The organism is Pseudomonas sp. FeS53a (genome assembly GCF_000931385.1).
Lineage (GTDB): Bacteria > Pseudomonadota > Gammaproteobacteria > Pseudomonadales > Pseudomonadaceae > Metapseudomonas > Metapseudomonas otitidis.
This window is the reverse complement of record NZ_JYFT01000050.1, coordinates 24,445-37,237: the sequence shown is the minus strand read 5'-3', so window position 1 is coordinate 37,237 and position 12,793 is coordinate 24,445. Positions and strand designations below refer to the sequence as shown.

Below are 12,793 nucleotides of genomic sequence, written 5' to 3'. Positions count from 1 at the left end.
GGGCGTTGGCGGCTCAATGCGCCGTGTTCGTCAGCGAGGGGAGGTGGACGCGTTGGGCGGAGTCCGACGGGCTCAGTCGTCAATGCACCCTGGGATCAGCGCCCTGGTTCGCCAGGGCCTGATGCACCCAGGCGCTGCCAGCACCGGAACACCGGTTCGGCCAGGAACAGCACCAGCAGCAGCCGGGCCACCTGCAGGGCGGTGACCAGCGGGACGGAGAGCTGCAGGGTCTCGGCGGTGAGGCTCATCTCGGCGATGCCGCCGGGCATCATCCCCAGGGTCAGGGAGCGCAGGTCCAGGGCGCTGGCCCAGGCGATGCCGAGGGCGCAGAGGCTGGCGAAGCCGATCATCAGTGCGGTGCCCAGCAGGGTGCGGGCGAGGAAGGCCGGGGCGCGGCGGAAGAAGGGGCGGTCGAAGTGGCAGCCCAGGCCGCTGCCGATCAGCAACTGGCCCACCTGGCTGGCCCCTGGGGGCAGGCCGATGTGCAGGTCCCAGGCGACGCTGGCGCAGGCACTGACCAGCAGCGGGCCGAACAGCCAGGGGTTGGGTTGGCGCAGGCGTTGCCAGAGCAGCGCCACCAGTCCGCCGGCCGGTACCAGCACGGCCAGCCAGGCCCAGTCCACCGGGGCGCTGGTGTGCAGGGCGGGGCCGTCGCCCAGCAGCAGCTTGAACAGCGCCGGTATGCACAGCACCACGGCCACCACCCGCAGGCTCTGGGCCGCGGCCACGCGGCTGGTGCTGGCGCCGTTGCGCTGGCCGAGGTTGACCATCTCCCCCGAGCCGCCGGGCATGCAGGCGAAGAAGGCGGTGGCGCGGTCCTCGCCGCTGCGGCGCAACAGCCCGATGGCGAGGACGCTGGAAAGGCTGGTGAACAGGGCACCGAAGAGCACCAGCGCCCAGTGGGCGGTGACCTGCTCCAGCACCTGGGGGGTGAAGTGCAGGCCGATGCCGATGCCGATGATCCATTGCCCGGTCTTGCGCCCGCCCGGCAGGTCACGGATCTGCCAGGGCGTGGCGCAGCGGAACAGGATGACCGCCACCAGGGCGCCGATCATCCACGGCAGCGGCCAGTGGGCGAGGCTGGCGAGCAGGCCGCCCGCCGCGCCCACCAGGGGCGTCGCCCACCAGCTGCGCCAGCCATCACGCATCCGCCAGGGCCTCCCGGCGGGCGCGGCGGCGCCAGATGCGCACCAGCGGCAGGGCCAGCATCACCGCGACCAGCACCCAGGTGCCGATGGCGATGGGGCTGGACCAGAGGATGCCCAGCTCGCCGTTGGAGATGGACAGCGCGCGGCGCAGGTTCTGCTCCATCAGCCCACCGAGGATGAAGCCCAGCAGCAGCGGCGAGAGGGGGAAGTCCAGCTTGCGCAGGATGTAGCCGAAGATGCCGATGGCGACCATCAGGAACAGGTCGAAGGTGGTGGCGTGCACGGCATAGACGCCGATGGAGGTGATGATGGCGATCACCGGCACTAGGGCCCAGTTGGGCACGGCGAGGATGCGGGTGAATATCCGGATCATCGGGATGTTGAGGATCACCAGCATGACGTTGGCGATGAACAGCGAGGCGATCAGGCCCCAGACGATGTCCGGCTGCTGCTGGAACAGCATCGGGCCGGGGGTGATGTTGTACAGCGTGAGTGCGCCGATCATCACCGCCGTGGTGCCGGAGCCGGGAACGCCCAGGGTCAGCATCGGCACCATGGCGCCGCAGGCGGAGGCGCCGATGGCGGTTTCCGGGGCGGCCAGGCCGCGCATGTCGCCTTTGCCGAACCTGCCGGAGTCGCCGGCGAGCTTCTTCTCGGTCATGTAGGCCACAGCGCTGGCCAGGGTGGCGCCGGCGCCCGGCAGCACGCCGAGGATGAAGCCCATCACCCCGCAACGCAGGTTGACCACGGCGACCGAGGCGGCCTCCTTGAGGTTGAACAGCATGCGCCCGGTGGCCTTCACCGCGACGTGGCCGTGGTGGGTCTTCTCCAGCAGCAGGAGGATCTCGCTCACCGAGAACAGGCCCAGCACCAGCACCACGAACTGGATGCCGTCGGCGACATGGATGCTGTCGAAGGTGAAGCGGTAAACGCCGCTGTTGGCGTCGATGCCGATGGTGGAGAGGAACAGGCCGAGCAGGGCGGCGATGAAGGTCTTCAGCGGCCGGTCGCCAGCCATGCCGCCGAGGGCGACGATGGCGAACACCATCAGCACGAAGTACTCCGCCGGGCCGAAGGCGATGGCCCACTTGGCCAGCAGCGGGGCGAACAGCACCATGCCGCAGGTGGCGATGAAGGCGCCGATGAAGGAGCTCCAGGCCGACAGCGACAGGGCGACACCGGCCAGGCCCTGGCGGGCCATGGGGTAGCCGTCGAGGGTGGTCATCACGGTGGAGGCTTCGCCGGGGATGTTCAGCAGGATGGAGCTGATGCGCCCGCCGTATTCGCAGCCCAGGTACACGGCGGCCAGCAGGATCAGCGCCGACTCCGGCGGCAGGCCGAGGGCGAAGGCCACCGGGATCAGCAGGGCCACGCCGTTGATCGGGCCGAGGCCCGGCAGCAGACCCACCACGGTGCCGATCAGGGTGCCCACCAGGGCGGTGACCAGGTTGTAGGGGGAGAGGGCCACGCCGAAGCCCTGGCCGAGGTAGCTCAAGGTATCCATGTCGTCACTCCAGGAAGTCGAGGAGGCCCAGCGGCAGGGGCACGTCCAGGGTCTTGTCGAACAGCAGGTAGAGGCCAACGCTGATGGCCAGCGCGGCGATGGCGCTGGGCAGCCAGCGGCCGCCGTACAGGCGGGCCATCAGCAGGCCGGCGAGGGTGCTGGAGAGGATGAAGCCCAGCGGCTCGAAGAGCCCGGCGTAGACCAGCAGCAGGGCGATGCAGGCGATCACCTTGCGCAGGGTGGGGGCGTCCAGCGGGGTGTCGTCGTGCTTGTGCAGCAGGGCACCGGGGCGCAGCACCTGCCACAGCAGTGCAGCGGCCATCAGCCCGAGGGTGAGCAGGGGGAAGGCGCGGGGGCCGACCGGCTCATAGGAGAAGGCGGCGTGGTAGTTCCAGGCGAGCGCGGCAAAAAACAGGCATGCGACCAGCCAGCCCAGACTGAACAGGCGTTGAAAAAGCATGGGGGATTCCTCGCGGAATGGGGGCGCGGAGGGCCGGCTGGCGGGGGCGCTCAGCCGGCTGTTCGGGGCCTTAGCGTCTGTTCACGCTCTTGTGAGCGCTTACTGAGTGAGGCCGAACTCCTTGGCCATGTCCTTGTACTGGGCGACGCGCTGCTTCACGTAGGCGTCCAGTTCCGGGCCGGTCATGGCAAAGGGGAAGAGCTCGCGCTGGTCGCGCAGCTTGGCGAAGTCCTCGGAGGCCAGCAGCTGGTCGAAGGCGGCCTTCCACCAGGCGTAGTCCTCGTCGCTCACCTTCGGGCCCAGGTAGAAGCCGCGCACCACCGGCCAGGTGATGTCGTAGCCCTGTTCCTTGGCGGTGGGGATGTTGGCCTTGTCTTCACCCGGCAGGCGCTCGTCGGAGAGCACGGCGAGGATGCGCATGTTGCCGGCGAGGATGTGCGGCATGGAGTCGGAGATGTCGGTACTGCCCACCTGGATGTGCCCGCCGAGCAGGGCGGTGGCGATCTCGCCGCCGCCTTCCAGGGCCACGTAGCGCAGGTTGCGCGGGTCGATGCCGGCGGCCTTGGCCAGCAGGGCGGTCTGCATCCAGTCCTGGCTGCCGACGGTGCCGGAGGAACCGATCACCACCTTGCCCGGGTCGGCCTTGAGGGCTTTGACCAGGTCGTCGAGGGTCTTGTAGGGGGAGTCGTTGCGCACGGCGATGGCGCCGTAGCTGGTGCCGATGCCGGCCAGCCAGCGCACGGCGTTCTCGTCGAAGCGGCCGAACTTGCCCTGGGCCAGGTTGAGCAGGGAGCCGCTGGACCAGGCGGTGATGGTGCCGGCGTCACCGGGGCGCTGGGCGACCACGGCGTTGTAGGCCACGGCACCCACGCCACCGGGCATGTAGGTGACGCGCATGGGCTTGCTGAGCAGCTTGGCGTCCATCAGGGCGCTCTGGGCCAGCTTGCAGGTGAGGTCGAAGCCGCCGCCGGGGGCGGCCGGGGCGATGCACTCGGGGCGCTTGGGCTCGGCCATCAGCTGGGTGGAGAGCAGCAGGCCGGTGGCGAGCAGGGCAAGGCGGGAGAGGGCGGTCTTCATCGGTTGTCTCCTGTGGAGTCTTATTGTGGATCACCAGATGGCGAGGGCGTAGCTGACGATCAGGCGCAGTTCGTCGGCATCCCGGGCGAAGTTGGAGCGGAAGCCGGCGTGGCGGGCGCGGAAGGTGAGGTCCTTGAGGGCGCCGCTCTGGACGACGTACTTGAACTCCACGTCGCGTTCCCATTCACGGCCTTCCTGGTCGCTGCCGGTGACCTGGGCGTTGTCGCTGGTGATGTAGCGGGTCATGAAGCTCAGGCCGGGGACGCCGAGGCTGGCGAAGTCCAGGTCGTAGCGGGCCTGCCAGGAGCGCTGGTCGGCGTTGGCGAAGTCGTTGATCTGCACGAAGTTGACCAGGAACGGGTCGCTGCCGTCGATGTAGGCGTAGCCGGTGTCGCCGCTCATGCGCTGGTAGCCGAGGCCGACCTTGTGGGCGCCCTGGCCGTAGCTGACCATGCCGTTCAGCGCGCGGTTGTCCACCTTGCCTGCGGCGGCGCGGCCGGTGTCGGCGCTGATGGCGTAGCGCAGGTCGGCGCTGAGGGTGCCGCTGCCCAGGGGCTGGGTGGCGAGCAGGCCGAAGAAGTGCTGGCGGTAGACGTCGTCCAGCTCGGCGAAGTAGTAGCGCCCGGTGAGCTGCTTGCTGAACACGTAGTCGGCACCGGCCAGGTCGTAGTGGTCGCCGCTGGCGCCACTGGCGAAGCGCCGGTTCTTGTTGTTCAGGGCCAGGTCTTCGGAGTGGGTGGAGGCGCGGTCCTTCACTTCGCGCAGACGGCCGCCGGTGAAGGTGAGGCCTTCGATCTCCTTGGAGGTGAGCAGGCCGCCTTCGAATACCTGGGGCAGGATGCGGCTGTCGCTGGCCTTGACCACCGGCAGCTCGGGAATGTGGCTGCCGATGCGCAGTTCGCTCTTGGAGAAGCGCACCTTGCCGGTCAGGCCCAGCTTGCCGTAGGTGTCCGGGGTGCCGCCGTCGTCCTGCACCGGCAGCAGGTCGGTGCCGCTGCGGCCTTTGCCGGAGTCGAGCTTGACGCCGACCATGCCGAGGGCGTCCACGCCGAAGCCGACGGTGCCTTCGGTGAAGCCGGATTCGATGTTGAGGATGAAACCCTGGGCCCATTCGTCGCGCTTGGACTGGCCGGTGCCTTCGCGGAAGTCGCGGTTCAGGTAGATGTTGCGGGCTTCGAGGGTGGCCGAGCTGTCCTTGATGAAGTCAGCCTGGGCGAACGGGGCGAGGGTGCAGCCGGCGATGGCCAGGCTGACGATGCGAGCAGGCGGCAACGCCTGCCGGGAGGCAGTGTGCATCGGTGGTCTCCGTTGTTGTTCTTGTAAAGCCGGCTCAACCAGGGCCGGCTATTGATGGGTGGTTTTGTCCACCCTGTGGCGATCCTAGGGGGCGAAGCTTTCGCCAGGCTTTCAGCGTGAAAGAATTCGGCAGGCCGGTTTTTTGCCGGTGGTTGGCCGTTACACTGCGGGCCGTTTCCTACAGCCTGGAGGACTCCACCGTGCGAATCCTGCTCGTCGAAGACCATCTGCAATTGGCCGATAGCGTGGCCCAGGCGCTGCGCGCGGCGGGCTGGACGGTGGACGTGCTGCACGATGGCGTGGCGGCGGACCTGGCGCTGTCCAGCGAGGAGTACGCCCTGGCGGTGCTGGATGTGGGGCTGCCGCGCCTGGATGGCTTCGAGGTGCTGTCGCGCCTGCGCGGGCGGGGCAAGACGCTGCCGGTGCTGATGCTCACCGCGCGGGGCGAGGTGAAGGACCGGGTGCTGGGCCTGAACCTGGGGGCCGACGATTACCTGGCCAAGCCCTTCGAGCTGTCGGAGCTGGAGGCGCGGGTGAAGGCGCTGCTGCGGCGCACGGTGCTGGGTGGCGAGCAGCAGCAGCGCTGCGGGCCGCTGCTCTATGACCTGGGCACCCGGCGCTTCAGCCTGGACGGCCAGCCGCTGACCCTGACCTCGCGGGAGCAGGCGGTGCTGGAGGTGCTGATCGCGCGGCCTGGCCGGGTGATGAGCAAGGACCAGTTGGCCGCCCAGGTGTTCGGCCTGGACGAGGAGGCCAGCCCGGACGCCATCGAGATCTACATCCATCGCCTGCGCAAGAAGCTGGAGGGCAGCACGGCGCGCATCGTTACCTTCCGCGGCCTGGGCTACCTGTTGGAGCACCAGGATGCGTGAGTCGGGAAGCCTGCGCGGGCGGCTGCTGCGGCGGCTGGCGCTGCTGCTGGCGGTGCTGCTGGTGCTCGGCAGCCTGAGTGCCTACTTCAATGCCCGTCAGGCGGCGGACACTGCCTACGACCGCACCCTGCTGGCATCGGCCCGGGCTATTTCCGCCGGGCTCTACGAGGCCGACGGCCGGCTCAAGGCCGATGTGCCCTATGTGGCGCTGGACACCTTCGCCTACGACAGCGCGGGGCGGATCTTCTACCAGGTGACCGACATCGAGGGGAAGCTGGTCTCCGGCTACGAGAACCTGCCTGGCCCGCCGCCTGGCACGCCGCGCACCGATGACTACCCGGCCCTGGCGCGCTTCTACGATGCCAACTACGGCGGGGTGGACGTGCGGGTGGTGAGCCTGCTGCGCCCGGTGAGCGAGGCAAGCATCAACGGCATGGCGGAAATCCGCGTGGCGGAGACCGAGGAGGCCCGCGAGCGCCTGGCCCGGGGGCTGCTGGTGGATACGCTGTGGCGCCTGGCGCTGATGTCCCTGGCGGCGCTGGGGCTGGTGTGGCTGGCGGTGAGTGCGGCGATGCGTCCGCTCAACCAGCTGCGCTCGGCGGTGGAGGAGCGCCAGCCGGACGACATGCGCCCGTTGCCGGTGGTGGTGGTGCAGAGCGAGCTCAAGCCGCTGGTGGATGCGCTCAACCGGTTCACCGAGCGCCTGCGCGGGCTGTTCCAGCGCCAGGCGGACTTCATCGCCGACGCCTCCCACGAGTTGCGCACGCCCCTGGCGGCCCTGAAGGCGCGGATCGAGCTGGGCCTGCGCGAGCAGGACCCGGCCGCCTGGCGCCGGACCCTGGAGGAAAGCGCGGCGAACACCGATCGGCTGACCCACCTGGCCAACCAGTTGCTCTCCCTGGCCCGCATCGAGAGCGGGGCGCGGGCGATTGCCGAGGGCGGTGCCGAGCGCATCGAGCTGGGTGCCCTGGCCCGTGAGCTGGGGATGGCCCTGGCGCCCCTGGCCCACGCGCGGGGCATCGCCCTGGCGCTGGAGGCCGAGGACAGCGCCTGGGTGATGGGCGAGCCGACGCTGCTCAACGAGTTGCTCAGCAACCTGGTGGACAACGCCCTGGCCCATACGCCGAAGGGCGCTAGTGTGACCCTGCGGGTGATGGCGCCGGCGGTGCTGGAGGTGGAGGACGAGGGCAGCGGCATTCCGCCGGAAGAGCGCGAGCGGGTGTTCGAGCGTTTCTACCGGCGCACGGCCCAGGCCAGCGGGGCCGGGCTGGGCCTGGCCATCGTCGGCGAGATCTGCCGGGCGCACATGGCCGAGATCAGCCTGCACGACGGCGGCGCGGGTGGGTTGCGGGTGCGGGTGAGCTTTCCGCCGGCCTGAACGGCTTGCCGTCAGTGCAGGGCGCTCAGCGGCTGTTCGGCTTCGAGCAGGTAGCGGGCGACCTTGCCGCTTTCGCGCAGTTGCGCCAGGCCCTGGTTGAAGCGCGCCATGAGCTGTTCGTTGCCGGGCACCGAGCGGGACAGCAGCAGGTGCATGGTGTCGCTGCGCAGGGGCCGGGGGTGGAAGGTGAGGCGGCTGCGTTCCTCGCGGCTGAAGCCTTGCTGCAGGTTGGCGATGCCGACCACTTTGTCCATGGGGAACACGTCGATGCGGCCGGCCAGGAGCATGCGCAGGCCCTGTTCCTCGGCGGCCAGGCGCTGCACGCGCAGGCGGCCGTCCTGCTCGGCACGCTGGAAGGCCTCGCCGTAGTCGTAGCCGATGGTGGCGCCCAGGCGGTACTGCCGGAGGTCCTCCACGCTCTGCCAGTCGAGGGCGGTGTCCTTGCGGTGGAACAGCACGTAGCCGCTTTCGATCACCGGATCACTGACGTAGAAATCCCGCTCGCGGTCGGCCGTGCGCAGCCAGATGGCGGTGCCGTGGCGCTCGCCTTTCTCGGCCAGGCGCAGGGCGCGGGCCCAGGGGTAGAACTCCCAGTGGACGGTGACGCCCTCCAGGGCGAAGGCTTCGGCGACGATGCGCGAGGCGACGCCCTGGTGCGGCAGCGTGGCGCCGAGGTAGGGCGCCCATTCACCGTTGGTGAGGCGCACGTCTTCAGCGGCGGCGAGGCTGCCGAAGGCAAGGGCGAAGAGAAGGAAGAGGGCGCGCATCCGCTGAGTCCGGTACTCCATGTATGCAGGGAGTCTAGACAGGGATGGCGCGCCCGTTAGATCACTGCAGCATGCTCATGGCCGCTTCCATGGCGGCGGAGAGGTCTTCGTCGGCCTGCATGTCGACCTGCGGGTCGAGGCCGAGCTTGGCGAAGGCGGGGACCTGGCTCCAGTCGAGTTGGGTGTAGGGGTGCTCGCTGCCTAGGTAGCTCTGCAGGGTGGCGACCTGGACGATGTCCACGTAGTCGACCTTGGGGGAGTTGCGGGTGAAATCCAGGTACTGGCTGGGGATCTGCGCGATCGGGGCGGGGAATTCCCAGGCCTTGAGGATGCGGTCGCCGATGATCGGGTGGATGCGCTCGATCACGTGGTTGAGGCTGATGGAGTCGGCCAGCAGTTCGTAGTGCTCTTCGGCGTAGGTGAGGATCGGCAGCACGCCGATCTGGTGCACCAGGCCGGCGAGGGTGGCCTGGTCCGGCGCGAGGCGGGTGTAGTGGCGGCAGAGGACGTGGCAGATGCCGGCGATCTCGGTGCTCTTGTTCCAGACTTCGCGCATCTTGCGGTCGACCACGTCGGAGGTGGCCTGGAACATCTGCTCCATGGCCAGGCCCGTGGCGAGGTTGCAGGTGTAGTTGATGCCGAGGCGGCTGATGGCCATCTGCAGGTCGGTGATTTCCTTGTTGGTGCGCAGCAGCGGGCTGTTCACCACCTTGATGATGCGGGCGGTGAGGGCGGCGTCGTTGCCGATCACCTTGGACAGGGCGGGGATGCTCACGTCGGGGTCTTCCGCGGCTTCGCGCACCTTCAGCGCCACTTCGGGCAGGGTGGGCAGCACCAGCTCATCGTTGTCGATGGCGCGGATCAGGTCTTCCTGGACTTTCTCGGCAAGCTTGCTCATGGGGGCTCTCTAGGCGTTGTAGGCGGTTGGACCGGCCCTCAGCGCTGGATCTCGCGGTCGGCGTCCAGCGTGTAGGGGAGGTCGAGCAGGTTCAGCACGGGGCCGTCGATGGCGCCCAGGTGGATCCGTCCGTCGTTGACCGCGTCTTCCTGGAGCACGGCGAGGAGTTCGTAACCCTGTTCCGCCGGGGCGGCCAGCACCACTTCGCCGACGCTGCTCTGGTGAACGGGGGAAAAGAGTTCGAGGCCGGGGGCCGGGCGTTCGCCTTCGGGCAGGGCCAGGCGCTGCAGGCGGCGCTTGAGTTTGCCCAGGTACTGCATGCGGGCGACGATCTCCTGCCCGGTATAGCACCCTTTCTTGAAGCTGACGCCGCCGACCGCCTGGAGGTTGATCATCTGCGGGATGAACAGCTCGCGGGTGGCGGCGAAGACCTGGCCGACCCCGGCGCGTACCTGGGCCAGCAGCCAGGCATCCAGCGGGGCCTCGGGCAGGTGGGCGGCGAGCTGGGCGCGCAGGCTGTCGGCTTCGCCAGCCGCTGCCCAGAGTTCGGCGCGACCGTCGGAGAGGCGCAGGGCGATGCGGCCCTCGGCGCGTACGACGGCGCCGGGTTCGGTGGGCAGGTCAAGGCCCAGTGCGGCCAGCACGGCGTCGCCCTGGGCCAGTCCGAAGCGCACCCAGGTGGCGCTCTCGTCGGTCAGGGTGGCCTTGGAGAACACGGCGTATTTCTTCAGGTCGGCGAGTTGCACGTCCAGCAGCTGGGCGTCGAGGGCGAGCAGGTAGCCGTCGCCTTCGGGCAGGATGCGGAAGCTGGAGACCATGCGTCCCTTGGGGGTGCAGCGGGCGCCGAGGCTGGTGGTGGTGTCGTTGAGGTAGGCGAGGTTGCAGGTGACCTGGCCCTGGAGGAACTTGGCGGCGTCCACGCCACGGACGGCGATGATGCCTTCGTGGGTGAGCGGGCAGAAGAATGCGGTTTCAGCCATGGGATATCGCTGGAAAGGGTGTCCGGGGCGTCATCATAGAGCCCGGTCGGCGGCTTGTCAGCGGGTGCCGGCCGGCGTCCGTGCCGTTATACTGCGCGCCTGTTTACTGGAGGCACCCCGATGGCCGACGCAACTGAACTGAACCGACTCTTCTGGCACAGCCGCCGCGGCATGCTGGAGCTGGATGTGCTGCTGGTCCCCTTCGTGCAGGAGGCGTACCCGCACCTCGACGAGGCCGACCAGGCTCGTTACCGCAAGCTGCTGGAATGTGAGGACCAGGACATGTTCGGCTGGTTCATGCAGCGCGGCGAGCCGGAAGATGCGGACCTGCGGCGCATCGTGAAAATGATCCTGGACCGTGTCCAGCCCAAGTAGTCCCTTCGAATGCCACTGGCGCCCGTCGCGGCGCCTGCTGGCGATCTACCTCTTCCTTCTCATGCTATGCCTGGTGGCGCTGGCGACGGCCGAGTGCCCGGCCTGGGTGCGCCTGCTCGGCGTGCTGCTGTGCGCTGGCCACGCGGCCTGGGTGCTGCCCCGGCGCATCCTGCTGACGGCGCCGTCGGCGATCCTCGGGTTGCGCCTGTCGTCGGAGGGGCTGGCGTTGCTGCGCCGGGACGGCGACTGGCTGCCTGTGCAACTTTCGCCGGACAGCCTGGCGCTACCCCTGGCGGTGCTGCTGGTCTATCGCCAGCCGGGTCGCCCCTGGGCCCAGGGGCTCTGCGTGCCGGCCGATGCGATGGACGCCGATTGGCATCGGCGCCTGCGGGTGCAGTTGCGTTTCAGTCGCCAAAGGTGGGCGGCACCAGAATAGTGTCGTGGGCTTCGGGCAGGGTGTCGGGGTAGTCCAGGGTGTAGTGCAGGCCCCGGGATTCCTTGCGCTGCATGGCCGAGCGGATGATCAGGTCCGCCACCTGGGCCAGGTTGCGCAGCTCGATGAGGTCACGGCTGACCTTGTAGTTGGAGTAGAACTCGTCGATCTCGCTGAGCAGCAGGCGCACCCGGTGCTGGGCGCGCTGCAGGCGCTTGTTGGTGCGCACGATGCCGACGTAATCCCACATGAATCGCCGCAGTTCGTCCCAGTTGTGCGCGATGATCACGTCCTCGTCCGAGTCAGTGACCTGGCTGGCGTCCCAGGTGGGCAGGCTGTCGGGAACGGGGATCTGCTCCATCTGGCCGAGCATGTCCTCGGCGGCGGAGCGGGCGTAGACGAAGCACTCCAGCAGGGAGTTGCTGGCCATGCGGTTGGCGCCGTGCAGGCCGGTGAAGCTGGTCTCGCCGATGGCGTAGAGACCGGGGACGTCGGTGTGGCCGTGGCGGTCCACCACCACGCCGCCGCAGGTGTAGTGGGCGGCGGGCACCACGGGGATGGGCTGGCGGGTGATGTCGATGCCGAAGCCCAGGCAGCGCTCGTAGACCGTGGGGAAGTGGCTCTTCACGAACTCGGCGGGCTTGTGGCTGATGTCCAGGTAGACGCAGTCGATGCCCAGGCGCTTCATCTCGTGGTCGATGGCGCGGGCGACGATGTCGCGCGGGGCCAGTTCGGCACGCTGGTCGAAGCGCTGCATGAAGCGCTCGCCGCTGGGCAGGCGCAACAGGCCGCCTTCGCCGCGCACCGCCTCGGTGATCAGGAAGCTCTTGGCCTGCGGGTGGTAGAGGCAGGTGGGGTGGAACTGGTTGAACTCCAGGTTGCCCACGCGGCAACCGGCCCGCCAGGCCATGGCGATGCCATCACCGCAGGCGCCGTCGGGGTTGCTGGTGTAGAGGTAGACCTTGGCGGCGCCGCCGGAGGCGAGCACGGTGAAGCGCGCGCCGTAGGTGTCGACCTCGCCGCTGCTGCGGTTCAGCACGTAGGCACCAAGGCAGCGCTGGCCGGGCAGGCCGAGCTTGCGTTCGGTGATCAGGTCGACGGCGACGTGCTGCTCCAGCAGTTCGATGTTGGGGCATTGCCGTGCGCGGGCCAGCAGGGTGTTGAAGATGGCGGCACCGGTGGCGTCGGCGGCATGGATGATGCGCCGGTGGCTGTGCCCGCCCTCGCGGGTGAGGTGGAACTGGAAGCCACCGTCTTCACGGGCGCTCTCGTCCTCGCGGGTGAAGGGCACGCCCTGGTCGATCAGCCACTGGATGGCCTGGCGGCTGTGCTCGACGGTGAAGCGGACGGCATCCTCGCGACAGAGCCCGGCCCCGGCGATGAGGGTGTCTTCGACATGGGAATCGACGGTGTCGGTGTCGTCCAGGACGGCAGCGACGCCCCCCTGGGCCCAGAAGGTCGAGCCCTGGGACAGGTCGCCCTTGCTGAGGACGGCGATGCGCAGGTGGGAGGGCAGTGTCAGCGCAAGGGTGAGGCCGGCGGCGCCGCTGCCGATCACCAGTACATCGTGCTGGAAGTGTTGGCTCATGTCGGGGATCCCGCGGG

13 protein-coding genes are annotated in these 12,793 nt (G+C 69.0%); 4 read left to right on the top strand and 9 right to left on the bottom strand.

Annotated features, from left to right (window positions below; genetic code table 11):
- Positions 1-95: 95 nt before the first annotated feature.
- The 5 genes from SZ55_RS14535 to SZ55_RS14515 form a co-directional block, all read right to left on the bottom strand.
- Positions 96-1,148: an AbrB family transcriptional regulator gene (locus SZ55_RS14535; RefSeq protein ID WP_044407268.1), complete on the bottom strand. Its 1,053-nt coding sequence runs from the start codon at positions 1,146-1,148 to the stop codon at positions 96-98.
- A complete protein-coding gene (locus tag SZ55_RS14530) occupies positions 1,141-2,652 on the bottom strand; it encodes a tripartite tricarboxylate transporter permease (protein WP_044407265.1) in 1,512 nt (503 codons plus the stop codon). Before SZ55_RS14530 ends, SZ55_RS14535 begins: the two co-directional genes overlap by 8 nt.
- 4 nt (positions 2,653-2,656) lie before the next feature.
- Entirely contained in the window at positions 2,657-3,112 is a 456-nt protein-coding gene (locus SZ55_RS14525; protein ID WP_044407262.1) for a tripartite tricarboxylate transporter TctB family protein, read from the bottom strand.
- A 99-nt stretch (positions 3,113-3,211) separates the two neighbouring features.
- Complete coding sequence (locus SZ55_RS14520) at positions 3,212-4,189, bottom strand: Bug family tripartite tricarboxylate transporter substrate binding protein (protein ID WP_044407258.1); 978 nt, start codon at positions 4,187-4,189, stop codon at positions 3,212-3,214.
- A 30-nt stretch (positions 4,190-4,219) separates the two neighbouring features.
- The gene (locus SZ55_RS14515; RefSeq protein ID WP_044407255.1) at positions 4,220-5,485 is read right to left on the bottom strand and encodes an OprD family porin; all 1,266 of its coding nucleotides are present in this window, start codon (positions 5,483-5,485) and stop codon (positions 4,220-4,222) included.
- Positions 5,486-5,685: 200 nt separating this feature from the next.
- On the opposite strand from SZ55_RS14515, the gene SZ55_RS14510 reads away from it, so the two are divergent.
- Together SZ55_RS14510 and SZ55_RS14505 are read left to right on the top strand one after the other, a co-directional pair.
- Positions 5,686-6,357 (top strand): response regulator, encoded by a 672-nt coding sequence (locus SZ55_RS14510; protein ID WP_044407382.1) that lies wholly within the window; start codon positions 5,686-5,688, stop codon positions 6,355-6,357.
- A complete protein-coding gene (locus SZ55_RS14505; protein ID WP_044407252.1) occupies positions 6,350-7,735 on the top strand; it encodes a sensor histidine kinase in 1,386 nt (461 codons plus the stop codon). The genes SZ55_RS14510 and SZ55_RS14505 overlap by 8 nt, the downstream gene beginning before the upstream one ends.
- Positions 7,736-7,746: 11 nt before the next feature.
- Here SZ55_RS14505 and SZ55_RS14500 read toward each other — a convergent pair whose 3' ends face one another.
- From SZ55_RS14500 to ygfZ, 3 genes are all read right to left on the bottom strand, one after another.
- Entirely contained in the window at positions 7,747-8,502 is a 756-nt protein-coding gene (locus tag SZ55_RS14500) for a substrate-binding periplasmic protein (RefSeq protein ID WP_044407249.1), read from the bottom strand.
- 61 nt (positions 8,503-8,563) lie between these two features.
- Positions 8,564-9,400, bottom strand: a complete 837-nt coding sequence (locus SZ55_RS14495; RefSeq protein WP_044407245.1) for an HDOD domain-containing protein — start codon at positions 9,398-9,400, stop codon at positions 8,564-8,566.
- A gap of 38 nt (positions 9,401-9,438) precedes the next feature.
- Positions 9,439-10,380: a CAF17-like 4Fe-4S cluster assembly/insertion protein YgfZ gene (ygfZ, locus tag SZ55_RS14490; protein ID WP_044407242.1), complete on the bottom strand. Its 942-nt coding sequence runs from the start codon at positions 10,378-10,380 to the stop codon at positions 9,439-9,441.
- Between the two features lie 120 nt (positions 10,381-10,500).
- Here ygfZ and SZ55_RS14485 point away from each other — a divergent pair, with 120 nt between their 5' ends.
- Both SZ55_RS14485 and SZ55_RS14480 read left to right on the top strand, forming a co-directional pair.
- Positions 10,501-10,755, top strand: coding sequence for an FAD assembly factor SdhE (locus SZ55_RS14485; RefSeq protein WP_044407239.1), 255 nt, complete (start codon positions 10,501-10,503; stop codon positions 10,753-10,755).
- Positions 10,739-11,191 carry a protein YgfX gene (locus tag SZ55_RS14480; RefSeq protein ID WP_044407237.1) on the top strand — a complete coding sequence of 151 codons (453 nt, stop codon included), beginning with the start codon at positions 10,739-10,741 and terminating at the stop codon, positions 11,189-11,191. Before SZ55_RS14485 ends, SZ55_RS14480 begins: the two co-directional genes overlap by 17 nt.
- Here SZ55_RS14480 and nadB read toward each other — a convergent pair.
- The gene (gene nadB / locus SZ55_RS14475) at positions 11,160-12,776 is read right to left on the bottom strand and encodes an L-aspartate oxidase (RefSeq protein ID WP_044407236.1); all 1,617 of its coding nucleotides are present in this window, start codon (positions 12,774-12,776) and stop codon (positions 11,160-11,162) included. The genes SZ55_RS14480 and nadB overlap by 32 nt on opposite strands.
- Positions 12,777-12,793 lie beyond the last annotated feature (17 nt).